The organism is Mesorhizobium sangaii (assembly GCF_014207355.1).
Classification (GTDB): domain Bacteria; phylum Pseudomonadota; class Alphaproteobacteria; order Rhizobiales; family Rhizobiaceae; genus Mesorhizobium; species Mesorhizobium sangaii.
In genome coordinates, this window is sequence record NZ_JACHEF010000006.1 from 249901 (window position 1) to 274322 (window position 24422).

Consider the following 24422-nt stretch of genomic DNA (forward strand, 5'->3'; position numbering starts at 1 on the left):
GCAACTGCCGGGTTCGGCAGCGTGCGAAGTCGAAAACATGGTTGCCTGAGGAAATACTCCAGGGAGCTCCGCGCATAATTTCGGCCAGCAATCCGGAGCCTGCTGGAGGAGCAAAGACGATGATGACCTGGCAGCGTGGCCGGGAGGCGCGCAACGCCCGTATCCAAGCCGGCGCGAGGCTGGCGAAGGGCAAGGTCGTCGATGCGCGCGACGCCACCAGACTGATGGAAGCGGTGGTCCGCCCTGGCGATCGCGTCTGCCTGGAGGGTGACAACCAGAAGCAGGCCGATCTGCTCTGCGCCGCCCTCCTTGCCGTCGATCCAGCCAAGGTGCATGAACTGCACATGGTGCAGTCCGGCGTCGTGCTGCCGGAGCATCTCGACCTATTCGACCGCGGCGTGGCGAAGAAGCTCGACTATGCCTATTCCGGCCCGCAGTCGGCGCGCATCGCGAAGATGCTGTTCGGCGGCAAGATCGAGCTCGGTGCGGTCCACACCTATCTTGAGCTATTCGCGCGCTACTTCATCGACCTTACGCCGAACGTCGCGCTGATCGCTGCAGTCAGCGCCGACCGTGACGGCAACCTCTACACCGGGCCTAACACCGAAGATACGCCGACCGTCGTGGAGGCCACTGCCTTCAAGAACGGCGTCGTTATCGCCCAAGTGAACGAGGTCGTCGACAAGGTTCCGCGCGTCGACATACCGGGGGACCGGGTGCATTTCGTTGTCGAGGCCGACAAGCCGTTCTTCGTCGAACCGCTGTTCACGCGCGATCCTGCCGCTATCACCGAGTCGCAGATCCTGACCGGCATGCTGGCGATCAAGGGCATCTACGCGCCATATGGCGTCAAGCGATTGAACCACGGGATCGGCTTCAACACCGCCGCGATCGAACTCCTCTTGCCGACCTTTGGCGAGAAACTCGGGCTGAAGGGCAAGGTGGCGAGCCATTTCGCCTTAAACCCTCACCCTGCGTTGATCCCGGCCATCGAATCCGGCTGGGTCGAGCAGATCCACTGCTTCGGGTCCGAGGTCGGGATGGATGAATACATCCGCGCCCGATCCGACGTCTTCTTTACCGGACCCGACGGTTCGCTGCGCTCTAACCGGGCCTTCTGCCAGACGGCCGGCCTTTATGCCTGTGACATGTTCATAGGCTCGACGCTGCAGATCGATCTTCAGGGCAATTCCTCCACCGTCACCACTTCGCGCATCGCCGGCTTTGGCGGGGCGCCGAACATGGGCTCTGATGCGCGCGGGCGGCGACATCCGAGCGAGCCCTGGCTGCAGGCCGGCAGGGAAGCCGATCCCGAGGGGTCAACGCTGCTGCGCCGCGGCCGCAAGCTGGTCGTGCAGATCGGCGAGACCTTCGGCGAAAAGAACGTCCCGCTGTTCGTCGAGAGGCTCGATGCTCTCGACCTCGCCGAAAGGCTCAATCTCGAGCTGGCGCCGGTGATGATCTACGGCGACGACGTAACGCACATCGTCACAGAGGAAGGCATCGCCAATCTGCTGCTCTGTCGTGATGCCAGCGAGCGCGAGCAGGCGATCCGCGGGGTGGCGGGATACACCGACGTCGGCCGTGGTCGCGACGCTAAGATGGTGCAGCACCTGCGCGAGCGCGGTGTCATCCGCCGTCCTGAAGATATCGATATCAATCCGCTGGACGCCGACCGGGGCATGCTGGCGGCGCGTTCCATCAAGGATCTTGTCCATTGGTCGGGTGGGCTCTACGCGCCGCCCTCAAGATTCCGCAACTGGTGAGAAGGACAGCCGCGATGGAGGACCTGAGCTTCCGCCACGCCACCCGCCAGCGCGCGGCCGGCACGAAGAAACTGGCCGTCATCGGCGTGGTGGCGTCCGGCAACCTCGAAGTTCTGGCCGAACGCGTGCTGCCCGACTCCGAATGCCTGGTGGAGATCAGGACTGCTGCCGCGGGCTTCGGCGAAGTGTGGGATGCCGTGATCGCAGACTTCGTCAAAGGCTATTCGCCTGGCGGGCTCCGGTTCTCCATCAATGACGGCGGAGCGCGTCCCGACACCGTGTCCCTCAGGCTGGCGCAAGCGGCCCGGCTGATGCAGGAGGACGACCAATGAGCGCCCCTCATACACAGACGACCAAGTCCTCGGCGGAACTGGATCGCACCGCAAGCTGGTACGAGGCCTCGGCGCGGACACGGGTCCGGCTGCTGCTCGATCCCGGAAGCGTTGTCGAGTTCATCGGACCGGAGAAGCGCGAGGTCAGTCCGCATCTCAAGCTCTTCGATCTTCCCGAGCAGTTCGACGATGGCATCGTTGTGGGACGCGGCAGGCTCGACGGTTCGCCGGTGTTTGTCGCAGCACAGGAGGGCCGTTTCATGGGCGGTGCTTTCGGTGAAGTTCACGGCGCGAAGCTGACCGGCCTGTTGCGCGCCGCGCGCGATATTGGGTCCGTTCCGGTGCTGATCCTGTTCGATACGGGCGGCGTGCGCCTGCAGGAGGCCAATGCAGGCGAGCTTGCCATTGCCGAAATCATGCGCGCAGTGATCGAAGCGCGAACCGCAGGTGTGAAAGTGATCGGGCTGATCGGCGGCCGGGCCGGATGCTATGGCGGCGGCGGTTTGATCGCTGGTTGCTGCTCGGCGTTGGCGGTCTCCGAGCAGGGACGCATTTCGGTGTCCGGTCCCGAGGTGATCGAGACAAATCGCGGTGTCGAGGAGTTCGACTCCCGTGACCGTGCGCTGGTCTGGCGGACCATGGGCGGCAAGCATCGCCGGCTCCTCGGCGGCGCCGAAGTCTTCGTCGATGATACTATCCAGGACTTTCGCGACGCCGCACTGGAGCTGCTCAGTTCAATCCGCGCCTTCGGCATCGACACTTTGAGGGCCGAGCAATCTCGCCTTGAGGATCGGTTGCAGCGCTTCGGCGCCTGTCCGGATGCGGTCGATATCTGGACGGCAGAGGGCATCCCTGACGCCGTTTCCATTCCCGCGCTGCCCGCTGACCAGTTCATTGCACTCGCTGACAAAGTCCGGAGGTCCAGCCGTGACGCTCGATGACATTCTCGCCTCGCTGTTTCCCGACGGCCACGACGTGAAAAACAGCGGCGGAGTTCTGTCAGGATCGGGTGCACTGCGATCGGGTGGCCGGGCGCTCGTCATCGGCGTCGCGGACCGGACCGCGCTCGGTGTGGACGAGGCCATCCGCCTTTCGAATTACGTCCTGGCGTCGCTTGAAAACGGAAACGCCCCGATCCTCGTCCTGGCGGACAGTGACAGCCAGCGGATGAGCAAGCGGGACGAGCTTTTGGGGTTGAACGAGTTCCTAGCTCATCTCGCCAAGTCCCTCATCTATGCGGATATGCGCGGGCGGCCCGCCATCGGTCTTCTCTACGGCCACTCCGCAGCTGGCGCCCTCCTCGCCACGGCGCTGGCCACCCGCGTGCTGGTGGGGCTGCCGTCCGCCGATCCGGCGGTGATGGACCTGCCATCGATGGCCAGGGTGACGAAGCTATCGATCGAGGTTTTGCAGGAAAAGGCGAAGTCCACGCCGGTGTTCGCTCCGGGCTTGCGAAATCTTGCTCAGACAGGCGCGGTTCATCTCACCTGGGACGAGACCGTCCCGCTGGCGGAGCAACTGGACTCTCTTCTGGCGAACATGCCGGACGCACGCGACCGCCGAGATGCGCTCGGCGTGGAGCGCGGCGGGCGCCCGAAGGCATACGCCATCGCGGAGCGCGTCCGTGAACTCGCACTTCAAGCACTGTGAACGGCCGATGCGGCGTCACGATCTGATATTCGTCGGGCCGGCGGCGTGGCGTTCGCTGATGCTGACACGCAGCGATGTCGCCGCGAACGAGCTCGTCTCATCTTGGGTCGATAGAGGCTGGCCGCTCATTAGACGACGTGCCATGCCGGGTGAGGGGCATGGCGTGCCTTTGGGCCTTGCGCTGCCGTACTTCGCCGGAAAGAAACGATTTTCGTTTCTCATGCAGCACGAGGATATCCTGTCGAAGTCTCCGCCGCCCTCGCTGCGGTCCGCCGGCCTGTCGGCGCCACGCGCCTGGCGACCCACGCTCGCCAAGCTTGAGGATATCGCCTCACGGCATCGTGTGGAAGCAAGGGTGTTCGGCAGCCTCGCCTTGGCTGTTGTCACAGGATTGGACTATCTGACCGACCGCTCCGATCTCGACCTCCTGCTGCAGGTCAATCGCGACACGGATCTTAGCCGCCTGACCGCCGATCTGGCGCGGATCGAGGCGGCTGCGCCGATGCGGCTGGATGGAGAGCTGATCCGCCAAGACGGCGCGGCAGCGAACTGGCGGGAGCTTCACGCCGGCCCGCGAGAAGTTCTGGTCAAGACCGTCAGCGATGTCGCGTTGCTCGACGCGCGGTTTTTTCTTTCTGGAGGGATGCCGGCGTGACCGTCGCCCTGGCTTTCGGCACAAAGCGGCCGCTTCCGTCAAAGGCGCAGGTACCATGTTTTCCGGAGGCCGGGGCCATCGCCGCGAGCGCGGTGCGTTGCCTTCTCGACGAGCTGGAGACGTGGCCCAAGCCGGGCCTTGTAAGCCACATCGATTCCGGCAGCCATGAAGACATGGATGCCGGCACTTTTCGCGCCAGCGCCGCGGCCATCGGGCCGTATTTCCAGGCTTTGGCGGAAGCCGGCGCCGCCGGCCTCGCGATGCGCGCCTTGAGAGAAATCGGTCTCGATGCTGAGGCAGCCATGCTTGCGGCGACGTCGGGGGTCAACACCCATCGCGGCGCCATATTCGGATTGGGCCTGCTATGCGGGGCCGCCGGCGCCAGGATCGGCGGGCAGGTGGATCCCACGCTGTCGTTGGGAACCGTTGTCCTGCGGCTGTGGGCACGCAGCATATTCGAAGGACCGATGGTTCCGCATAGCCATGGTCAGGTGGCCCGTCGCCGCTTCGGCGCTGGTGGTGCGCGGATCGAGGCTGCTCTCGGATTCCCCAGCATCTATCATGTCGGCCTGCCCACCCTGCGAAAGAGCGTCCTTGAGGCTCCCGACGACGCCGAAGCCCAGCGTATCGAAACATGTTTCGCCCTCATTGCTGTTGTCGAGGACACCAGTCTGCTGCACCGCGGCGGCCTCTCCGGTCTCGACTTTGCGCGTCGAGCCGCGCGCCGCTTTCTCGACCAGGGCGGCATCGGCGCACCCGGCTGGCGAGACCGCGCCCATTTTGTGCACAAGAGCTTCGTTGCCCGTCGGCTCAGTCCCGGGGGCTCGGCGGACCTCCTTGCCATGACCCTGTTCGTCGACGCGCAGGAAAGGATGCTTGCCTGATGGCCAATACAATCCTGCTGGCGCTCGCCCCGGTCTTTTTCGTGATGGCCCTCGGCTATGGAGCCGGAAGATTCGGCATCGTCGAAAACCATCATGTCGACGGCTTCAACACGCTCGTCATGAGCTTCGCGCTGCCGGCATCCCTGTTCGCGGCGACCGCGTCGGCCTCGCGTGGCGAGTTGCTCGTCCAGGCGCCGCTCTTCGCCATTTTTGGCGGGGTCATGCTGCTGATCTATCTTGCCTGGTACGCCATCGCGCGGCTCTTCCTGGCGACGGGCAAGGTGGGCGCGTCGGTACAGGCTCTGACCGTTGCCTTCCCAAACCTTGGCGGTGTCGGACTTCCGATTGCATCCTCGCTGCTCGGAGCGACGGGGCCGGTCTCGGTCGCCGTTGCCATGGCCGCGGGTTCGATCCTGGTCACTCCGATCACATTGGTTGTCGCCGAAATGGGCAGCCTGAAGGAGGACGGCGCCGTCAAGACGCCAGGAGCGCCGATGTTCGACGCGCTGAGGCGCGCACTGACAAAACCCATTGTTCTCGGCCCCGCGCTTGGAATCCTGCTCTCGCTATGCAGCGTGACGCTCAATCCTGTCATCGAATCCTGTCTGATGGTGATAGGGCAGGCCGCAGCCGGCGTAGCGCTGTTCCTGACCGGCTTGGTCTTGTCGGCTCAATCGTTCGAGTTCAACTGGAAGATCGTGGGCGCGACCGCATTGGCCGATATCGTTCGACCTCTCCTGATGGTCGCGATCGTGCTCCTGCTACCGGTTCCCTTTGAGATCGCCAGGACGGCGATCCTGTTCGCTGCCGTGCCGGCAGGGTTCTTCGGCATCTTTTTCGCCGTGAGCTATCGGCTCGACTCTTCGACGGTCGGCTCCATGGTCATTGGCAGCACCATCGTGAGCATCATGACGATGGCGATCGCCATCGCCGCGATGTTTCCATAGCGGCGATGGCCCTTGCAATTCTCTGCTCCGGACAGGGGCGGCAGCATCCGGACATGTTCGCCCTGACCGCCGATGCACCGCAAGCTGCCGGTCTATTTGCCCATGCCGCAACGTTGCTCGGCGACCGGGATCCGCGCGAGATCGTGCGGACCGGATCGGGCGACGTCCTGCACCGCAACCGCACTGGCCAGATACTCTGCTCGCTGCAGGCGCTGGCAGCCGCGGCGGCGCTGCGGGACACGCTGCCCGACCGGCTGACCGTCGCCGGCTATAGCGTCGGCGAAGTGGCGGCTTGGGGTGTTGCAGGTCTGTTCAGCGCGACCGACACGCTGGACCTCGTCGCGCGTCGCGCGGAAGCCATGGACGCTGCTTCCCCCGGTGGAGACGGGCTGCTTTTCGTCCGTGGCCTTTCCCGCAAATCCATCGAGAGACTATGCGAACGGCACAATGCCGCAATCGCTATCGTCAATCCGGGCAACGCCTTCGTCCTTGGCGGGAGCCGCGCGACATTGGAGGCCCTTGCCGACGAAGCGAAGGCGGACGCAGCCAGGGTTGTCGGGTTACCTGTGGAGGTTGCTTCCCATACGAGGCGACTCGCCGGGGCGTCTGCCGCGTTTCGCGCGAGCCTGCGCCATGTTCGCCTGATGCGCTCTCCGACTGACGGCGCGCGTGTCTTGAGCGGAGTCGACGGCTCTCCTGTCATCGACACCAAGGCAGGTTTCGACAAGCTGGCGGCGCAAATATCTCAAACCGTGCAATGGGCCGATTGCCTGCAGGGTTGCATCGAAGGCGGTGCAACGGCCTTCCTCGAACTCGGGCCCGGGCGGGCGCTGAGCGAAATGGCAGCCGGCGCGTATAGCGACATCCCAGCCCGAAGCCTGGAAGCCTTCAGAACTCTTCAGGGCGCCTACGCTTGGCTTAGAGATCACTCAACCAAGTGAATCTCGAGCACGTCGGTGTGCCTAGCGCAGCTATTTTGACGATGCTAAGCGGCTATCTCGCCACCAACTTGCACGGACCTCAAAGGCCACCCTCGCTCTCGAACCGGGGTGCGCAGCGGTTTTAGGACAATGCGTCGATCGAATCCGTTCAACGCGACGCGCTTAGAGCAGTTCACCATTTTACGGAAACGGCGAACGGCTCTAACTTTTTGTTTCGACGCAATTCCGGACGGAAAACCGTTTCACACTTTTCCTGGAATTGCTCTAGGCCGGCACGATGGGCGATTTCCCCCTACGCAAGGCGTGCAGAAACTGCGGGTCGGCGCGCAAACTAACGCGGACCAATTCCGGCGGTGTGAGGGCGAGCCACTGATTCAGTGACACATCGGCGAAGTAGTCGCTCTTGAACACCTCCAAATATCGCAGTGTCGTGTTGCCTGTGTTCTCGATGTAGTGCCCCATGGCGAAGGGTACGTAGCCGACATCGTTGGCCTGGAAATCGAATGTGCGGGCCTCGCCCGACGCCGCGAACACCCCCATGCGGGCCTGGCCCTGGATGTAGTACTGCCATTCGTTCGTATTCGGATGCCAATGCAGCTCGCGCATCGCTCCCGGTTCGATCTCGACAAGGGCCGCCGCGATTGCTTTGGAAACAGGAAACACGGCGCTGTCGGTAATTCGCACCGTTCCGTGTTTCATCCTCATCGGGGCCTGTGCCGTCATGCGGTGGCTGAAGCTCAGCGGTACCTCGACCGCGCCCGCGATCTTGTCTGCGCTGAGCGGCCCCGGAACCGGCGCGGGAAACATGTAAAGCTCGCTGGGATCGGGGACGTTCGCAAGACTCGTTGCCGGAACGCCGAAATTCTTGGCGAGCACTTCGGGAGGAGTGTGCTTCAGAAAGTCGCTCAGCAGGAAGGTGTTATCCTCGTCGAAGTCGCCGTCATCGAACACGAGCAAGAATTCCGTCCCGTCTGGATCAAGGCCCTGGATCGAATGTGGAATGCCCGGCGGAAAATACCAAAGGTCACCCGCGCCGACGTCGTCAACGAAATTGTGGCCATTGGCATCGACTGCGGTGATGCGTGCTTTCCCGTAGAGGACATAGGCCCACTCGGCGGCCTTGTGCCAATGCAACTCGCGCACGCCGCCGGCATTCAGGCGCATGTTCACGCCGGCAATGTCCTTGGAGACGCCGAGCTCGCGTGCGGTCACCTGGCGGGTCCAGCCTCCGCCGGACAGTCGGATATGGGCATCGTCGAACGAGAAACGCAGGTTCGGTAGACTGCCCGCATCCGTGCTCGGTGGGACCATCAGGTCCGGATTCTGAGCTGTTCGGGAAGGATTCATCGGACCGGGGTTGGTGCCGCCGCGGCCGTTGGCTAGCGGGTCACCGTTTTGCGCCTGGGCCAGTGTCGCCGTCGTGAGCAAGCCGCCAGCTGCTGTCGCAGCCAACATGGTTCGACGGGATATCTTATCGGTGGCTATGCTCATCTTGTTTCATTCCTTGCTGCGGTGGGCTTCTCGTCTGCGCGAATTGGTTCGGCCGCGGACCGGATGAGTGTCCACTTGGCACGCAAGGCGCACGATATTGATCGGGCGCTGACGAGGTCTTTCCTGTTGACGCTTGGTATAGCTGAATCGCACGATGATCGTGGCCGTGGTTCACCCGACCCTGTGTCGTCATTCCTCTCGTGTCGCTGCCAGCACCTGCGCGTTGTGTTTTGCCTGCTTGCTTTCCGCCGGATCGGATGCTGTAGGCTCGCTCTCAAGCTGTGCCGCCGATGGGTCGCTCGATCCCCAGGATTGGTTCGCAGCGCGGTTGCCGTGACAAAGGTGCAATCAGGCACCGGCAACCGCAATTTCGAACAAGCAGAAAGGATTTCGCTGCTTAAGCTGGACCTGGACACTGTGCGACACGGAGGTCGATCAGCGCGCAAGCGTCGACCAGAAGCTGGGCAGAGACCTTATGCGGCATAGACTATTTCCGCGAACACCGAGCAATTCGCGGCTGGTGGCGCCTCTTGCCAACCTTCTTGCCGCCGGAATATTCGCTGTCGATACTCTTGATCCATTTGCGGGATCTGTCTCGGTCCTCTATGTGGTCGTTGTTCTGCTCGCGTCCACCGCCTTTCGCAGGCGTGGCATCGTCTTTTGTTCGTTCGCCTGTGTTGGGCTCACCGTGCTGAGCTTCTGGCTTGTTCACGGACACGAAGCCAGTGGTGGCGCCCTCAGCCGCTGCGTCATGAGCATCGCGACCATTGTCATTACTGCCCTTTTGGTGCTCAAAAACCAGTCGACCTCGACCGATCTATCCGAAAAGGCCGAACTGCTCGATTTGACGCATGATGCGATTTTCGTACGCAGCATGGGCGGTCTGATCTCCTATTGGAATCGTGGTGCAGAAGCCATTTACGGCTGGTCGGCCGAACAGACGGCGGGAAGGTCCACCCATCAGCTCCTGCAGACGGTCTTTCCAGCCAGGCTCGACGAGATCAATCGGGAACTGCTCAGTTCCAACCGCTGGGAAGGTGAGCTCGTGCACACGAAGCGCGACGGATCCGTCGTTGTCGTTTCCAGCCGGTGGTCGCTGAAGACGGATGCCGACGGCAGACCGTTGGCGGTTCTCGAAACGAATACGGACATATCAGAGCGCAGGCGAGCCGAAACCGAGGTCCTGAAGGCCCAGGCGGAACTCGCCCATGTGACACGCCTCACCACATTGGGTGAATTGACGGCCTCGATCGCGCACGAGGTGAATCAGCCGCTTGCCGGCATCGTTATGAACGGCGAGGCGTGCCTGCGATGGATGGATCGAGACAAGCCCGATCTGGATGAGGTCCGCAGCGCGGTCAAGCGGAGCATCGCTGACGCCCAACGCGCCAGCGATATCGTCCATCGAATCCGGGCGTTGTCCAAGAAGGGCGACATCCAGATGGCCCTTGTCGACATGAACGAGATCGTCAACGAATCGCTCACGTTGGTGCAGCGTGAGTTCGTTGCAAATCGCATCACCCTGAAACTGGACCTAGCCAACCGGGCGCTGCCCGCACTTGGCGACCGTATCCAGCTTCAACAGCTCCTGATCAATCTTTTGATCAACGCGATTCAGGCAATGGCCTCCGGCAACAGCGACCTGCGCGAAATTCTCGTTACGACTTCGATCGATGAATCGAACCAGGCAAATGTGAGGGTCCAGGATACGGGACCAGGCATCGATCCCGATAGTGCGCGTCAATTGTTCAAGGCCTTCTTCACCACCAAGGCGGAGGGATTGGGCATGGGACTGTCGATCTGCCGGTCGATCGTGGAGTCACATGGAGGCCGTGTGTGGATCGAACCCAATCCAGGCGGCGGCGCGATATTCCAATTTTCCCTGCCACGCGTCGAAAAGGATGCCGGCTCATGATCCAACGCCCCGCCTCGCCCTCTCAACCACAAGTCGGCAACGGCGCCATGCCTCCGACTGTCCTGGTCGTGGACGACGATCCGTCGCTGCGTGAAGCTTTGAGCAGCCTCTTCCGATCTGTTGGAACGCGTGTCGAGCTTTTCGGTTCTGCGCCCGAACTGCTGAACAGTCGGCTTCCCGACGGTCCAAGCTGCCTTGTGCTTGATATCCGGCTGCCGGAGGTGAGCGGACTCGAATTTCAAACGCAATTGAGCAAGGCAGGCATTCACTTGCCGATCATTTTCATGACCGGCCACGGCGACATTCCCATGTCCGTGCGAGCCATGAAGGCCGGAGCGGTCGATTTCCTCACCAAGCCCTTCCGAGATCAGGATATTCTCGATGCAGTCGCCGGCGCTCTGGAGCGCGACAGGCAACGGCGAGACAAAGACCGGGCGCTGTCGGAGATGCAGAGCCTTCTGAGCACCCTGACCCCTCGGGAACGCCAGGTGATGGCATTTGTCGCGACTGGATTGATGAACAAGCAAATCGCTGGCGAGATGCAACTCAGTGAAATCACGGTGAAAATCCACCGTGGTCGCCTGATGAAGAAAATGGGCGCCAGAACTCTGGCCGACCTGGTGAAGATGGCCGGCGCTCTGGGGATAGACGCTCCCGGTAAATAAGCTTGTCACACCTCTGTATAACTTTCGCTTTCGCAAGCGAAGGCGCAATATCTGGCCGAGAAACAGTCGTTGAAGCAGCAATGTTTGGGTCATCGGCAAGCACGGAGGAATAGTCAATTGACCCGCAGCGCGATGATCTCGATCGTCGATGACGATGAGTCCGTTCGACTTGCCACTGCAAGCCTCGTCAGATCGTTGGGTTTCATCGCATTTGCATTCGAATCGGCCGAGGATTTCCTGATGTCATCTAATCTGGAAACTACGTCGTGCCTGATCTGCGATATCCAGATGCCCGGAATGACAGGAATAGAACTGCAGGATCATTTGATCGAACATGGCTATCACATACCGACAATCTTGATCACCGCCTTTCCAGAGGAGCGTGTCCGCAAACGCGCTCGGGAAACGGGCGCCATCGGCTTCTTCGGCAAGCCGTTGGACAGCCAGGCCATGATCAACTGTATCGATTCTGCGCTTCATGGCGCGCGCTAGCGGCACCTGGGTGCACCTTCGCGCTTCAGGCGAACAACGCTGCAAACAGCGGCAGCGCTGAACAGAGAAGCCAACACCGAACGTCTATGGGCGTCGAAAAACAACTGATCCCCTGCGAGGTAGGCAAGGAGTGCTTCATGGCGCGCGCAGCAATAACAGATTTGTCGAACGAAAGTGGGCTTCGCCGTTATCTCGGCGAGATCAAACATCTCCCCATGCTGACGCTGGGGCAGGAACAAGCGCTGGCAAAACGCTGGCGCGACGACAACGATCCGGAGGCCGCTCACCAACTGGTGTTGTCGCATCTTCGCCTCGTTGCCAAAATTGCCATGCGCTATCGCGGGTACGGGCTGCCGATGTCGGAGGTGATATCAGAGGGCAGCATCGGCCTGATCAAGGCGGTCAATCGCTTCGAACCGGAGCGCGGCTTTCGTTTGGCTACCTATGCGATCTGGTGGATCAAGGCGTCCATTCGCGAATATGTCCTGCGCTCCTGGTCCCTAGTGAAGGTCGGTACGACGCCCAATCAAAAAAAGCTGTTCTTCAACTTGCGGCGACTCAAGGCTCGCCTCTCGGCACTGGACGACGGTGACCTGCGTCCAGAGCACGTGGAATTCATCGCAAGCAACCTTGGCGTGACGGAGCAAGAAGTTGTTTACATGAACAGTCGCATGGACGGGGACAGGTCGCTCAATGCGCCCCTGCGAGGCCAGGCTGAAGGCCAATGGCAGGATTTGCTGGTCGAGGGCGAGGATAGCCAGGAGTACAAGTTCGTTCAGTTCGAGGAAGCTTCCGGCCGGCATAGGGCGCTGATCGACTCGCTTGGCGTTCTCAACACACGCGAACGGCGCATCCTCGAGGCGCGTCGGCTTGCGGATGATCCGAGGAGTCTGGCAGATCTCTCCAGCGAATTCGGCGTTTCGCGCGAGCGTGTGCGCCAGATTGAGATGCGCGCCTTCGAAAAATTGCAGAATGCAGTGAAGGTTACCTATGCGAAACGGGACGCCCCCCAGGCCGCAGTCAGTATTAAATGACACGACCGGAGATGGGTCGGCTGCGGAGCGCAAATCGGCGCTGAGCAATGCCAATAGAGCCGGCACCAATTCCCGTTGCCCAAAAGTGCGCCTGACACCTTGCAGCCGAGGCCGCGAAGGACCGCTCGCAGAGCGCATTGCCGGCTTCAAGCAATCAACAGAGAATGTTTGTAGCTATAAGATATACAAAAATCAAACAAGCGTATCATGCTGAAGAGTGTCTCCTGTACCTATATTAGTATTGCTTTCAAGAACTAAGAAAGCTTCAACTACAGGAGCGTATTATGAAAAGATCAACATCAGTCTTGGCGACGATCGCCATGGGCGCAATGCTGGCGGCTGGCTCAGCGACGGTCTCGATGGCGCACGGCGGTGGCGGCGGTCATGGCGGTGGCGGCGGCTTTGGCGGCGGCGGTCATGGTATGAGCATGGGCGGTGGCGACCATGCCGGAGGCTTTGGCGGTGGCCGCGGCGCAGGCTTTGCCGATGGCGGTCGTGTTGCAATCATGCGCGGTGGCGCCCATGTCCGTGGTGTCCATGTCGGCGACGGTCATAGGTTCAGAAGGGACCGCGGTTTCGGCAGTGACTTTTATGACGACGGCTACTGCGGTTACCCGTACCCATACTATGAGTATCACGACCTTTACCCATATTGTCCGTGAACCACCACGGCCCCTTCGAATCCGGACTCCATGGTGCGAGTGGGGACCGGATTCGAACACTAAGGCTCTGGCTCGCACCTCTGCCGAACCGCCGCCTGACTGCAATTTCGTTTCGCACTGCCGATACCACCATGCACCCACCGAGTCGCATCCATAGATACAGGATATGTATCTATCAAACGCAGGTGCTATTGCGAGCTCGAGATACAAGTGCTGTTCAAAAAGCCCATGAATTCTCAATCCGAAGGAGCATATCGTGAGAAAATCAGCAACAATACTGGCAAAGATTACTTTGGGCGTGATGCTGGCGACCGGCTCGGCGACGGTCTCCATGGCGCGCAGCGGCGGCGGAGATGGTCATGCCGTACACTTCAGCAGCGGTGCCATTGGCAACCGCCAGCACCACAAGGTCTTTTTTAGCGGTCGGGAATCTGACGATCGGGAACATGATAGCCAGCTCTGGTTGAACGACGATACCGATACTGCTTACTGCTCGTTCGACGCCGTGAACCCGAGTTACTATGGATCCAATGGAATCTGGCATTCTTGCCTGTAACCCAATCTCGCCAATTGGAGTGGTTTGGTGTTGCCGGCTCCAATTGCCGAGCGCTTTGTACAATTGCTTTGCGCGTGATCCTGCTCGACCTACAGCAGTGCATGCGGTGTCAGGCACGGTGATGAACTCGGTAGTCCGTCATTGTAGCGGTCGCGGGCCAGAGGCAAGGCATGTCGTAGATGCTCGACCTGCCGGGCCAAGCGTGCGCGCCGCTGCCGTTCGGTACGATACGGCAGGCGATGAGGGCATCGACGATTGAGCAGCCCGCGCATCGTAGGGTCGATGAAAGGGCGAGGCCCATTCCGACAAGGAGCGCGACCTTGTCCAAATCCACAAATGCTCGGGGTCGGCGTGCGAATAGGGAAATCCAGCCGCCTTTAGGGAAGAGCGCTTCCCCTCTATCTGGCATCATCGCCATCTGACCGGGTGAAATCCGACACCCAAACGACCCGGGGAAGTGCTGCCTGGACACATGAAATCCTTGGCCTCAGGCGGTCAGGGCGGTGGGATTAGTACGATGCTCTCTGCCTCTCTACCTAGACACATGAAACGACGGTAGTTCCAATGCGAAATGAGCATGATGTTGCGATGCCAATCTTTCTGATCACCGTTGCGGTCGCTCTCTTGTTCAGCGGGCCGAGCTTGGCGCAAATCAGCACCACACCCGCGACAGGAATGACATCGCCCCTCTCTGCAGTAGGTTCGCCCCTCAATCCGATTGCTATTCCCCTTGGCGCTGTCGAACTCGATCCGGGTGGCTTGACGGGTAGCGCCGTGGACATCGGGAATAATTCCATGAGCAACTCCGGATGTACCAATGTCTTGGCGCCAAGTGTCTTGGCATCAAGTTCCGAAGTTGCCGCAGCGACTTCCGCCCTTTCCACTTTCGACGGCGGAGGCATGAACGCAACCACATCCACGAGCGGGACGTCGTTTGTGAACCCGACGGTTTCAACAGCGGCGGGCACCTGCAATTCGACGGCGTCGAGCGCTTCGTCTTTCGGCACCACAGCCACACCATCAAGGACCACCGGGACATCGTCCACGAGTCTTGGGGCCGCAGTTGGGATTCCGCTTGGTTCTTCGGAACTCAGCAATTTGGGAGTGAGTTCGACAATTGGCATTCCAACACCCGAGTTGGCCGATCCGGTAACAAGTCCACAGGTAGCGATTCCTACGCTCAATGTATCAGGCACATCCTGCGGCAGCACGGGGCTGACGGGCATGAACCTCACGCCGTCGACATCCGGCTGCTGAAAAGACTGATCCCTTTAGAGCCGTCTGTCGTAGGAGCCCTCGATGCGCAAGCGACCCTTCATTGTTGCTGCGCTGCTGATCATGATCGGCGGCGTTGGGCTTGCAGCCAAACACGTCTACGACCATTCCGAACCTGCGGCGGCCTCCGGTCCTGCCCCGGCGGTTCCAGTCATTGCCGGAAAGGTAGCCAGTCACGATGTGCCGATCTACCTTCGCGGTGTAGGAACGGTAATCGCCTACAACAACGTGGTGGTGCACAGCCTAATCTCGGGACCGATTACGAAGGTCACATTCACGCAAGGTCAGACCGTGAAAAAGGGCGATCTGCTGGCGCAGATCGACCCAGATCCCTATCAGGCACAAATCGATCAGATAACCGCCACTCGCGATCGCGACCAGGCGCTGCTCGTCAATGCGCAGGCAGACCTGGACCGTTACACGCAACTGCTGGCGAAGGGCTTTGCCACGTCCCAACTGGTAGCCACGCAGAAGGCTCAAGTGATCCAGCTTCAGGCGACCATCAAGGCAGACGAGGCTCTGCTGCAGGCCGAGCAGATCAATCTGAGCTACACCCGTCTGACCTCGCCGATCGACGGTGTAACGGGTATCCGGCAGATCGACGAAGGCAATATCATTCACCCGACCGATACTTTTGGTCTGGTCGACGTAGCGCAGGTCCAACCGATCTCGTTGATCTTTACGTTGCCCGAGGACACGCTCCCGCAAATCCAGAAGCAGATGGCCAAGGGGCAGCAGCTTACGGTCTTTGCATACAGCCAGGACGACAAGACCAAGCTCGACGAAGGCAAACTTTTGCTTCTCGACAACCAGATTGTCCAGACGACGGGCACGATCCGCCTCCGAGCCACGTTTCCTAACGCCAGGAACCAACTCTGGCCGGGTGCGCTCGTGAATGTACGTTTGCTTCTTGATACCCGCACTGGGGGGCTGACGATAGCCGGGTCGGCAGTGCAACAAGGTCCAAACGGCCCCTATGTCTACGTGATCGCGCCTGATGGAACCGCGCGGATACGGCCTGTCACAGTTGCCCAGTTGACCGAGGGACAAGCTCTTATCGATTCGGGTCTCGAGGCGAACGAGACGGTCGTGGTCGACGGGCAGTACAGGCTCGTGCAGGGCGCGCCCGTTCAAGTGCTGCGCGGCAAAGCCGCTGATGAAGCCGCCATGCAAAGCGCAGTGCAACAGGCAATCCCGTGAATGTCTCGGCCCCTTTTATTCGCCGGCCGATCGCCACAGGCCTGCTGATGGTGGGTCTGCTGCTGTGTGGGCTGGCTACCTACCAGCTTCTGCCGGTCGCATCCCTGCCGAACGTCAACTTTCCGACGATCCAGGTGTCAGCGCAGTTGCCCGGCGCCGATCCCGAAACCATGGCGTCGTCGGTAGCCACCCCGCTTGAGCAACAGATAAGCCAACTCCCCGGCGTGACCCAGCTGTCTTCGACCAGCGCGCTTGGCAGCACACAGCTCACCGTTCAGTTCGACCTCAGCCGTAGCGTCGACAGCGCCGCGGTTGACGTGCTGTCTGCGATCAATGCCGCCAGTCCCGATCTGCCGCTGGGCATCCCCTATCCGCCGACCATCCGTAAGGTTAATCCGGCGGATACTCCGATCCTGGTGCTCGCGCTGACATCCGACACCCTTCCACTGACGACGGTCGATGCCTACGCGGAAAACATCCTGCTGCCGAAGATCTCGCAAATCTCCGGCGTGGGTCTTGTAGGCATTGGCGGCCAGCAGAAGCCGGCGATCCGTGTGCAGGTCAATCCGCAAGCGGCCGCGGCCCGCGGCATTGGCCTTGAAGATGTTCGCAACGTGCTCGGCGAGGCCAATGTCGATATTGCGAAGGGCACGCTCAATAGCCCGCGTCAAACCTTCACGCTCAACACAAACGACCAACTGCTCAAACCTGACGCCTACAATGATGTTATCGTCGCCTATCGCAATGGCTCCCCCGTGCGCATCCGCGACATCGGCACCGCGATCGACGGGCCGGAGAACCACTTTGTCGCCGGCTGGTTCGACAAGAAGCCCGCCATCTTGCTGGCTATCCGGCGCCTGCCCGGTGCCAATGTGATCGAGACGGTTGGCCGCATTCAGGCTCTGTTGCCCCAACTGCAAGCGTCGATCCCGCCCGGCATCAAGGTATCGGTCGTTTCAGACCGCACACAAACCATCCGTGCCTCGGTCGCAGACGTGCGGTTCACGTTGATGCTGACCGTCGCTCTGGTGGTGATGGTGATATTCCTGTTCCTGCGCAATTTCTGGGCAACGGTCATTCCCGCAATAACCGTGCCCCTCTCGCTCGTCGGTACTTTTGCAGTGCTCTATGTGCTTGGTTACAGCCTCGACAATCTGTCGCTCATGGCCTTGTCGATCGCGGTCGGCTTCGTCGTCGACGATGCAGTCGTCGTGATCGAGAACATCGTCCGTCACATCGAAGATGGCCTCACTCCGATGGAGGCTGCGCTGAAGGGCTCGAGCGAAATCGGCTTCACCATCATTTCGATTACGCTGTCGCTCATCGCAGTGTTCATTCCACTATTTCTAATGGGAGGCTATGTCGGCGAACTCTTCCAGGAATTCGCCGTAACGGTGAGCGTTTCACTGATCCTGTCGCTGGTGGTCTCGCTCACGCTGACGCCAATGATGTGCGCGCGTCTGCTCAAGAATGAGGCCAACGTCAGGCACGGGCGGCTCTATAACATTTGCGAAAGCGGCTTCGACGCGCTGCTTGGATTGTATGAACGCGGCCTAAGGATCGTCCTGCGGCACACTTTCGTGACGCTGCTCGTCATGCTCGGAACGATTGCTGTCACCGGCTATCTCTACTTCATCATCCCGAAGGGCTTTTTCCCGCAACAAGACACCGGCCTGATTATCGGCGTCACCGAGGCCGATCAGGATATTTCGTTCCCGGCTATGTCCGAGCGTCAGCAGGCGGTAACCGACATTGTGCTGAAGGATCCGGCGGTAGCTTCGGTCGGAGCCTCGATAGGAGCAACTGGCGGGAGCACGCTCAATCGCGGGACAATGTACATTGCCTTGAAGCCAAACAACCAACGTGACGTCAGCGCCGATCAGGTGATCAGCCGGCTGTCATCCCAACTCGCCAAGATTCAAGGCATAGCGCTTTACATGCAAGCGGCACAGGACATCACTGTCGGCGGTCGGGTTTCGAAGACGCAGTATCAATATACTCTGACCGATGCCGATTCCAACGAGCTCAACCATTGGGCCCCGATATTCCTCGATAAGCTTAGAGCCATGCCGGGAATCGTTGACGTGGCCACCGATCAGGAGAATGCAGGACCACTGCTCGATGTGACCGTCAATCGCGAAGTCGCGTCGAGCTTCGGAATCCTCCCGTCGACGATCGACAACACGCTCGACGATGCTTTCGGCCAGCGCATCGTCTCCACAATGTTCACACAGCTCAATCAGTATCACGTGGTTCTCGAGGTCAGCCCGGAATTCCAGTACGGTCCCGAGGCGCTCAAGGATATCTATCTGAATTCTTCGACAGGGCAGCAGGTGCCGTTAAGCGCCCTGGTAACCAGCATGACGAAGGCTGCGCCGATCGTGATCAATCATCAAGGCATGTTTCCGGCGGTCACGATCTCCTTCAATCTAAAACCCGGGGCGGCGCTGGGAAATGCGGTCGCCGCGATCCAGCAGTTCGAACGCGATGCCGGAAAGCCTGCTTCGCTTGCAACCAGCCTCCAGGGCAACGCGCAAGCCTTTCAGGCTGCGCTGTCAGGCACCCCAATCCTGATCGGAGTGGCCCTGGTGGTGATCTACATCATCCTTGGAGTGCTCTATGAGAGCCTGATCCATCCGATCACCATTCTATCGACGCTGCCTTCAGCCGCTATCGGCGCCTTGTTGTTGCTGATGGCGGTCCATATGGACTTCAGCGTCATCGCCATGATCGGCGTTATCCTGCTGATTGGCATCGTCAAGAAGAACGGTATCATGCTTGTCGACTTTGCGCTCGAGGTCGAGAGGAGCGAAGGTCTCAGTCCACAGGAGGCAATCTACCGCGCTTGCACCATACGTTTCAGGCCGATCCTGATGACCACCATGGCGGCGATGCTAGGCGGCGTGCCGATGATGCTGGGCACCGGCGCCGGATCGGAAATCCGCCAGCCGCTCGGCTACACGATCGTGGGTGGCTTGGCGCTGTCGCAGATTCTCACGCTCTACACGACACCGGTGGTCTACTTGTATCTTGAGCGGCTCGGCAAATTCCTGGGTGGCTTGCGAGGCGCAAAAACACCGCCTGAGGAACCCGAGCAGGGCGACCTCTTTTCCGAAACGAGGCACCCAGCCGGCTAGGCGAGAGGTTCAGGTCCCGTTGTCAGGGGGTATGAAGCAGTAAACGCTGTTCCCAGCCGCGCAAATGTGGGCTGTTTCGTTCCATGAGTAGGGGTGTTCAGGCACCCTTTTGGATGGCTCGATCGGCGTCCATACTCCGTTGAGTTTGCCCCACCACTTTCCCCCCTCGAACTTGGCGACCGTTGGCCGACAGTCGCCGCCGTTGCAGCATGAGCCACCCAACGTGTTATGCATCCCCATATAGATGCTGTGCCACTTCTCGTGCCCTTGGCCGTAATTGCCCTCGGGAGGGCCAATGGGGACGTGGGAAGTTTGGTCCTGGGCCAGTGCGGGGCTGGCCACCAGCAGGAAAACCAGTAGGCGGAAGGCCATCACTCAACATCCTCCAATTGGTGTTGCGGGTTGTCTCTCCGAAACATTCCTGGGAGCAGAAGTAGTACTGGTGAGGTATTTTCACCGCACCTACGCAGTTCAGGCATTTCATTCTTTTGCTCCTTGTCGGTCGGGGAAGCATGCATAGATTTTGCCGTTGGCATGAATAATCCATTGGTATGGCTGCATAACCCAAATGGCAAAGAAGTTACTTGGGATTGTCTGTCGGGAGGCGTCGGACGGGCACAGTTTTTGACGAGAACTGCGAACACAGTTGGGGTCGCTTGGCGATCCGCGATTTGCTCGCTGGTCCCCCGGCTTCGCCTGGAAACCAATTGAAGAAGCCAATCGGTGCAACGGGCGATACTCGAATTGGGGCGGCGTTTGCGAAAGACATTTCTTTGCCTGGGCGCAACATTCGGCGCTCGATCCCGAGGATTTGAACGCATGGCACCCAGGAAGTCGATGCGACCTTGCAAGTCCGCCGCTGGAGGCAGGGGCGCGCTGCTGGCGACCGGAACAGCCCTGATGGAGCAAGGCATCGCCATTAACGGCTCGACGACACTGCTGCACATGAATCTGACGCCATCCTGGAAGGCGATCGCGGTTCGACCAGTCAGATCCGCGGCTTGCGAGGCGACGGCCTGGAGGCCGAGAGCAATGGGCACTGTCCAATTCGGATGCTTCTTCCCTCTGGGCCGCCGTCGGCATGCTTCGGTGCCTGGCTCCGCAGTCTCTGCCGGCATCGACCCACTCGACCCGGCGATCATCGATGCGTTGTCGTGGCGCGACCGTATCGGCAAGACGCACTGGTTCGAATTCGTCGCCATAACAGGACCGCTCTGCCTTTTCACCGTGCTCGCGGGCTCAACCGTGGACGTGGTCGCCAGATCGTTTTTGATTTTCTTCGCCATCTATTCAGACCTGGTGATCGTCTTGCTTTGGTTTGCAGAGAAAGACGAGGCCCGGACTGAACCGACCCGGTCTCATCCATACCCCAAGCGCATCGTTCCATGCGTGAATGGCCAAGGGGATGATCATCTCCAATTCCTACAGCCAGTGGATGCAAGCGAAGCCCATAGTCGACGATGTGGCCGGCGTCGGGCGCGTCAAGCAGGAGAGTGGGATGGCTAACTGGGCGCGGTACCTTGTGGTGCCCAGCTTCCTGGCGCCTCTCGTTGCATGTTCGGAAGCATCGGCGTCCTACGTTGGGGACCGTTTCTTCCCCTCGACTCTTGCGACCGTGGTTCCCACCCCGGCTGACTTCGTCAATTTTCCCCAATTGATGCAGTTGCCCGACACCGGCTCGCGCGAGATCGACTTTCCTTTCGCCTACAGCAAGCTCATAACCCCGGATTGGTCGGTGTCGTTTACCGCAAACTACCGCATGGTCGGTCGGGGGAGCACGCGCTCGGGCTTCGACGATTTGGTGCTCGGCACCCAATATGAACTCTATTCCAGTGCCGAGCACGAGTTCGTGTTCTCGGCAGGCGGTACGCTGGCGCTGGGCGGCACCGGATCGTCCGATCTCGGTGCCAAGTCGTTCTCGACGGTGACACCGACGCTTTACATCGGCAAGGGCTTCGGCGATCTGTCGGATTCGCTGGCGTGGCTGCGTCCGGTTAATGTCACCGCGACCCTAGGAGTCGCGCTGCCGACCGAATCCACCACCGTGACCGGCGCCACCACGGTCGACAATCCTGACATTTTGCAATGGGGCTTTGCCCTGGAATACAGCCTGCTCACCAATTCGCATTCCGCTGACAAGGGTAATGCTCATCGCTTCGCCGAGGGTTTGGTGCCGCTGGTGGAATTCGCGATGCAGACGCCGCTGAACGGGCCTTCGGCTGGACAGACCACGGGCACGATCAATCCTGGCGTTATCTGGGTGGGCGAGTACGCTCAACTCGGGGTGGAGGCGATCGTTCCGGTCAATGCGAGTTCGGGCCGCGACATCGGCGTGCGTGCACAGCTCCACCTCTATCTCGGCAACATTTTTTCGAACGGAATCGGAAAGCCGATCTTCGACTGACACACGCGCCGCGCTGTGCATGAGTATGTCCAGGTCTCCGCGGCCAGGGATGAAGCCGCCACGCGAGGACCGCGGACCAACCGCGGAAAGCTGGCGGCAGGAATAACCTGCTGGTCTTATGCGCCAGATCATTTCTTATGTGTGGAATGATACTTGAAGATTAAATAACCAAAATTATTGCTGCTATGTTCAACGTGTATCGTATAGTGGTTCAGAGCGTATTTTGAGACCTATATAAGGATCGCGGGCATGAGCGTTAATTCTATCGCTTATTCGAATATTGCCGCGCTGTGCAACAGAACGACGCAACAGGTGAATCACATGAGTTCTCTTTCAATTGGGGCTGCACTCGCGGCAGTCCTTCTGTCAACGGCTTGGGCCGCTGCCGCAGGTTCGCCTCCAGGACGCATGCAGGCAAAGTTCGATCGTGTCGAACGAAAAACGAACAGCAACCACACTTCGTTGCCAAGGCATGGTCAAGTATCGACAAGCAGATCGGCCAAGAAGCCGGCATCGCAGCTCGATAACGACGGGGACAAGTATCCCCCGACCGATCTTTTTTCAGGCATGGACCGGTTTTGACCAGAGGTGTTGCGCCTCTCGCTACGCGGTGATCGCGGTTGAGGCCGACTTGACCGCGCCGTCGACTTGAGTTGGCCCACCTGCGACAGCCGAGCGCAGAGAAAATGGGCCGATGACGACATGCCATCGGCCCAAGAACTCGAGCCGTGAGAAACGCTCCCGGGGGGAGGAGGGCCTTCACAATCGATCGGCGGGCGTGGGAGGGGGCCCGGAAAACCAATCTGGCACGAGTTGGAGCGCTGCCACGATGGTGACGAAAATGGATCGAAACCACCGATCGCAATGCCCACCCAACAGCCTAGTGGTTTTTGCCGCCGGTGCTTCGTCGTTCTTGCCGGCTTTGCATCCAGCTTGCGGATTTCGCGCGCAACGTCAAAAAGCCCAGCCATACAGGGGACCCCGTTCAAGGTCATCAAGACCTGACGTACGGCCCCGCCAAATCAACCAATCACCTGGGATCGGCCGCAATTGAAGAACCGGCCCATTGGTCCGTTCGGTACATACACCATTACAATCGATCGCGACGTCCAATCACAAACCAAAGTATGAGCGGTTCAGACCAATACTCTAAGTCCACCTACGGATGTAGAATGGAGTAAATCATCACCGGCGCCTTAGGCTGACATCAGTTGGGATAACACGAAGGATGTGCGCCAAGCCATGTTGATGAATCCTGCCTCCAGCGACATCGAATTACCCGCGATTGCTGCCTTCGCGGCCAATGCTCGGCGACCGGAGCCAACGGGCGCATTGTTGTCGGCGGATTGGCGCGCTCCGTTCAACGGCGGAAAGGCACACCGTACCAACTCCGTGGCGCATCCGCAGTTCGCGCGCCGGAGCGCCGATGGGGCCGATTGCCGTGTCGAGATATCTTCAGCCGACGTGGTGAGTAGTCGCACAGTGATTTCGGATGGGATAGTTGCCGAGGTGGTCCAAGCCGCCGGTCATGACAAATTCGAATTCCGGTTTCGCGCGCCCATGCACTTGCTGGTGGTCTACGAGCAGGGCACGCGCCGAGACGGTGACACCTTCGTCGAAGGTTTGCCCCGGTCGAAACTGCGGGATTTTGGTCGCCGGCTTACCTTGGTGCCCGCCGGTCGCGAATATCTTGAATGGCATGCGCCGCGGACGTTTGCGCGTCTCATGTTTGTCTATCTTGATCCTGCCAAGCTGCAAGTTCCGTTCAACGCTGGCATCACCGATGTGACGTTCGTGGCGAAGCTCTTCTTTGAGGACGCAACGCTTTTGGGCACAGCCCTTAAACTGATGAGGTCGCTCGAAAGTCCAAATCTGGAGAATTGGCGTTACCTGGAAGCACTGGGCATCGTCCTGGCTCATGAGTTGGTCCGTTTCCATGAGGGGACGCCGAGAGCCGAACCTCAGCTTCGAGGCGGACTTGCGGGTTGGCAGCAGCGGATAGTAACAGCGCATATCGAGGCGCATTTGGGCGAACCGGTACCGCTCGCCACTCTCGCGGAGCTTTCCCGGTTGAGCCCGTGTTATTTTTGCCGCGCCTTCAAGCTGTCTTTTGGGATGCCTCCGCATCGGTATCATATCGACCGTCGAATCGAGCATGCCAAGGGTCTCCTAGCGACGCGCGCTCATTCGGTGACCGACGTCGGATTGACTGTCGGATACAGCGAAACCAGCTCATTCACGGCCGCTTTTCGCAAGGCGACCGGCCTGACGCCGAGTGCTTACCAGCGGAGCCTCGGATAGGCCCTGGACGGCCCGGCTGGCTGGGTCCTGGCTGTCATCTTCCCCGGCCCTTGATCGGAGATCTGGTAGCTGGCGCAATTGAGGGTCGAGTCTTCTCTGCCCGATCCGCCACTTC

At 60.2% G+C, this 24422-nt stretch carries 22 protein-coding genes; 19 read left to right on the forward strand and 3 right to left on the reverse strand.

What is annotated here, in order from left to right; translation table 11 throughout:
- Positions 1 to 119: 119 nt before the first annotated feature.
- From mdcA to HNQ71_RS26750, 8 genes are read left to right on the forward strand one after another with little or no spacing between them, the layout of a single operon-like run.
- Positions 120 to 1766 (forward strand): malonate decarboxylase subunit alpha, encoded by a 1647-nt coding sequence (gene mdcA / locus HNQ71_RS26715; protein ID WP_184876025.1) that lies wholly within the window; start codon positions 120 to 122, stop codon positions 1764 to 1766.
- 14 nt (positions 1767 to 1780) lie between these two features.
- Positions 1781 to 2098 (forward strand): malonate decarboxylase acyl carrier protein, encoded by a 318-nt coding sequence (gene mdcC, locus HNQ71_RS26720; protein ID WP_184876027.1) that lies wholly within the window; start codon positions 1781 to 1783, stop codon positions 2096 to 2098.
- The gene (locus HNQ71_RS26725; protein ID WP_184876029.1) at positions 2095 to 3039 is read left to right on the forward strand and encodes a biotin-independent malonate decarboxylase subunit beta; all 945 of its coding nucleotides are present in this window, start codon (positions 2095 to 2097) and stop codon (positions 3037 to 3039) included. Before mdcC ends, HNQ71_RS26725 begins: the two co-directional genes overlap by 4 nt.
- Positions 3026 to 3748, forward strand: a complete 723-nt coding sequence (mdcE, locus tag HNQ71_RS26730; protein WP_184876031.1) for a biotin-independent malonate decarboxylase subunit gamma — start codon at positions 3026 to 3028, stop codon at positions 3746 to 3748. Before HNQ71_RS26725 ends, mdcE begins: the two co-directional genes overlap by 14 nt.
- A 7-nt stretch (positions 3749 to 3755) precedes the next feature.
- On the forward strand, positions 3756 to 4403 hold the full coding sequence (gene mdcG, locus HNQ71_RS26735) for a malonate decarboxylase holo-[acyl-carrier-protein] synthase (protein ID WP_281391412.1): 648 nt from the start codon (positions 3756 to 3758) through the stop codon (positions 4401 to 4403).
- A gap of 8 nt (positions 4404 to 4411) precedes the next feature.
- A complete protein-coding gene (gene mdcB / locus HNQ71_RS26740) occupies positions 4412 to 5287 on the forward strand; it encodes a triphosphoribosyl-dephospho-CoA synthase MdcB (protein WP_210334062.1) in 876 nt (291 codons plus the stop codon).
- The gene (locus tag HNQ71_RS26745) at positions 5287 to 6234 is read left to right on the forward strand and encodes an AEC family transporter (RefSeq protein WP_343068256.1); all 948 of its coding nucleotides are present in this window, start codon (positions 5287 to 5289) and stop codon (positions 6232 to 6234) included. Before mdcB ends, HNQ71_RS26745 begins: the two co-directional genes overlap by 1 nt.
- A 5-nt stretch (positions 6235 to 6239) precedes the next feature.
- Positions 6240 to 7175 (forward strand): acyltransferase domain-containing protein, encoded by a 936-nt coding sequence (locus tag HNQ71_RS26750; protein WP_184876035.1) that lies wholly within the window; start codon positions 6240 to 6242, stop codon positions 7173 to 7175.
- A gap of 264 nt (positions 7176 to 7439) precedes the next feature.
- On the opposite strand, the gene HNQ71_RS26755 is transcribed toward HNQ71_RS26750, so the two are convergent.
- The gene (locus HNQ71_RS26755; protein ID WP_281391406.1) at positions 7440 to 8666 is read right to left on the reverse strand and encodes an oxalate decarboxylase family bicupin; all 1227 of its coding nucleotides are present in this window, start codon (positions 8664 to 8666) and stop codon (positions 7440 to 7442) included.
- Between the two features lie 751 nt (positions 8667 to 9417).
- Here HNQ71_RS26755 and HNQ71_RS26760 point away from each other — a divergent pair.
- From HNQ71_RS26760 to rpoH, 4 genes are all read left to right on the forward strand, one after another.
- Positions 9418 to 10581: a sensor histidine kinase gene (locus tag HNQ71_RS26760; protein ID WP_246462151.1), complete on the forward strand. Its 1164-nt coding sequence runs from the start codon at positions 9418 to 9420 to the stop codon at positions 10579 to 10581.
- Positions 10578 to 11246, forward strand: a complete 669-nt coding sequence (locus HNQ71_RS26765; RefSeq protein ID WP_184876039.1) for a response regulator transcription factor — start codon at positions 10578 to 10580, stop codon at positions 11244 to 11246. Before HNQ71_RS26760 ends, HNQ71_RS26765 begins: the two co-directional genes overlap by 4 nt.
- A 117-nt stretch (positions 11247 to 11363) precedes the next feature.
- Complete coding sequence (locus HNQ71_RS26770; RefSeq protein ID WP_246462152.1) at positions 11364 to 11738, forward strand: response regulator transcription factor; 375 nt, start codon at positions 11364 to 11366, stop codon at positions 11736 to 11738.
- A 137-nt stretch (positions 11739 to 11875) separates the two neighbouring features.
- The gene (gene rpoH, locus HNQ71_RS26775) at positions 11876 to 12772 is read left to right on the forward strand and encodes an RNA polymerase sigma factor RpoH (RefSeq protein ID WP_184876040.1); all 897 of its coding nucleotides are present in this window, start codon (positions 11876 to 11878) and stop codon (positions 12770 to 12772) included.
- Between the two features lie 344 nt (positions 12773 to 13116).
- Here rpoH and HNQ71_RS26780 read toward each other — a convergent pair whose 3' ends face one another.
- Complete coding sequence (locus HNQ71_RS26780; protein WP_184876042.1) at positions 13117 to 13311, reverse strand: hypothetical protein; 195 nt, start codon at positions 13309 to 13311, stop codon at positions 13117 to 13119.
- 379 nt (positions 13312 to 13690) lie between these two features.
- On the opposite strand from HNQ71_RS26780, the gene HNQ71_RS26785 reads away from it, so the two are divergent.
- On the forward strand, positions 13691 to 13990 hold the full coding sequence (locus HNQ71_RS26785) for a hypothetical protein (protein WP_184876044.1): 300 nt from the start codon (positions 13691 to 13693) through the stop codon (positions 13988 to 13990).
- A gap of 536 nt (positions 13991 to 14526) precedes the next feature.
- Here the strand turns inward: HNQ71_RS26785 and HNQ71_RS26790 are convergent.
- Positions 14527 to 15216: a hypothetical protein gene (locus HNQ71_RS26790; RefSeq protein ID WP_184876046.1), complete on the reverse strand. Its 690-nt coding sequence runs from the start codon at positions 15214 to 15216 to the stop codon at positions 14527 to 14529.
- A gap of 73 nt (positions 15217 to 15289) precedes the next feature.
- On the opposite strand from HNQ71_RS26790, the gene HNQ71_RS26795 reads away from it, so the two are divergent.
- From HNQ71_RS26795 to HNQ71_RS26820, 6 genes are all read left to right on the forward strand, one after another.
- On the forward strand, positions 15290 to 16465 hold the full coding sequence (locus HNQ71_RS26795; RefSeq protein WP_246462153.1) for an efflux RND transporter periplasmic adaptor subunit: 1176 nt from the start codon (positions 15290 to 15292) through the stop codon (positions 16463 to 16465).
- Positions 16462 to 19602, forward strand: coding sequence for an efflux RND transporter permease subunit (locus HNQ71_RS26800; protein ID WP_184876048.1), 3141 nt, complete (start codon positions 16462 to 16464; stop codon positions 19600 to 19602). Before HNQ71_RS26795 ends, HNQ71_RS26800 begins: the two co-directional genes overlap by 4 nt.
- Before the next feature lie 900 nt (positions 19603 to 20502).
- Positions 20503 to 21108, forward strand: a complete 606-nt coding sequence (locus tag HNQ71_RS26805; protein ID WP_184876050.1) for a hypothetical protein — start codon at positions 20503 to 20505, stop codon at positions 21106 to 21108.
- A complete protein-coding gene (locus tag HNQ71_RS26810; protein WP_184876052.1) occupies positions 21101 to 22006 on the forward strand; it encodes a hypothetical protein in 906 nt (301 codons plus the stop codon). The genes HNQ71_RS26805 and HNQ71_RS26810 overlap by 8 nt, the downstream gene beginning before the upstream one ends.
- A 249-nt stretch (positions 22007 to 22255) precedes the next feature.
- Complete coding sequence (locus tag HNQ71_RS26815) at positions 22256 to 22588, forward strand: hypothetical protein (protein ID WP_184876054.1); 333 nt, start codon at positions 22256 to 22258, stop codon at positions 22586 to 22588.
- 660 nt (positions 22589 to 23248) lie between these two features.
- A complete protein-coding gene (locus tag HNQ71_RS26820; protein ID WP_184876056.1) occupies positions 23249 to 24307 on the forward strand; it encodes an AraC family transcriptional regulator in 1059 nt (352 codons plus the stop codon).
- Positions 24308 to 24422: the final 115 nt, after the last annotated feature.

What these genes read in the sequence shown, in the direction of transcription:
- rpoH (WP_184876040.1), top strand. Translation starts at nt 11,876, where the DNA reads ATGGCGCGCGCAGCAATAACAGATTTGTCGAACGAAAGTGGGCTTCGC.
- HNQ71_RS26805 (WP_184876050.1), top strand. Translation starts at nt 20,503, where the DNA reads ATGGAGCAAGGCATCGCCATTAACGGCTCGACGACACTGCTGCACATG.
- HNQ71_RS26790 (WP_184876046.1), bottom strand. Translation starts at nt 15,216, where the DNA reads ATGCCCGTCAGCCCCGTGCTGCCGCAGGATGTGCCTGATACATTGAGC.
- HNQ71_RS26760 (WP_246462151.1), top strand. Translation starts at nt 9,418, where the DNA reads ATGAGCATCGCGACCATTGTCATTACTGCCCTTTTGGTGCTCAAAAAC.
- HNQ71_RS26765 (WP_184876039.1), top strand. Translation starts at nt 10,578, where the DNA reads ATGATCCAACGCCCCGCCTCGCCCTCTCAACCACAAGTCGGCAACGGC.
- HNQ71_RS26745 (WP_343068256.1), top strand. Translation starts at nt 5,287, where the DNA reads ATGGCCAATACAATCCTGCTGGCGCTCGCCCCGGTCTTTTTCGTGATG.
- HNQ71_RS26820 (WP_184876056.1), top strand. Translation starts at nt 23,249, where the DNA reads ATGTTGATGAATCCTGCCTCCAGCGACATCGAATTACCCGCGATTGCT.
- HNQ71_RS26795 (WP_246462153.1), top strand. Translation starts at nt 15,290, where the DNA reads ATGCGCAAGCGACCCTTCATTGTTGCTGCGCTGCTGATCATGATCGGC.
- HNQ71_RS26780 (WP_184876042.1), bottom strand. Translation starts at nt 13,311, where the DNA reads ATGGACACCACGGACATGGGCGCCACCGCGCATGATTGCAACACGACC.
- mdcC (WP_184876027.1), top strand. Translation starts at nt 1,781, where the DNA reads ATGGAGGACCTGAGCTTCCGCCACGCCACCCGCCAGCGCGCGGCCGGC.
- HNQ71_RS26755 (WP_281391406.1), bottom strand. Translation starts at nt 8,666, where the DNA reads ATGAGCATAGCCACCGATAAGATATCCCGTCGAACCATGTTGGCTGCG.
- HNQ71_RS26750 (WP_184876035.1), top strand. Translation starts at nt 6,240, where the DNA reads ATGGCCCTTGCAATTCTCTGCTCCGGACAGGGGCGGCAGCATCCGGAC.
- HNQ71_RS26810 (WP_184876052.1), top strand. Translation starts at nt 21,101, where the DNA reads ATGGCTAACTGGGCGCGGTACCTTGTGGTGCCCAGCTTCCTGGCGCCT.
- mdcA (WP_184876025.1), top strand. Translation starts at nt 120, where the DNA reads ATGATGACCTGGCAGCGTGGCCGGGAGGCGCGCAACGCCCGTATCCAA.
- HNQ71_RS26725 (WP_184876029.1), top strand. Translation starts at nt 2,095, where the DNA reads ATGAGCGCCCCTCATACACAGACGACCAAGTCCTCGGCGGAACTGGAT.
- mdcG (WP_281391412.1), top strand. Translation starts at nt 3,756, where the DNA reads ATGCGGCGTCACGATCTGATATTCGTCGGGCCGGCGGCGTGGCGTTCG.
- HNQ71_RS26815 (WP_184876054.1), top strand. Translation starts at nt 22,256, where the DNA reads ATGAGCGTTAATTCTATCGCTTATTCGAATATTGCCGCGCTGTGCAAC.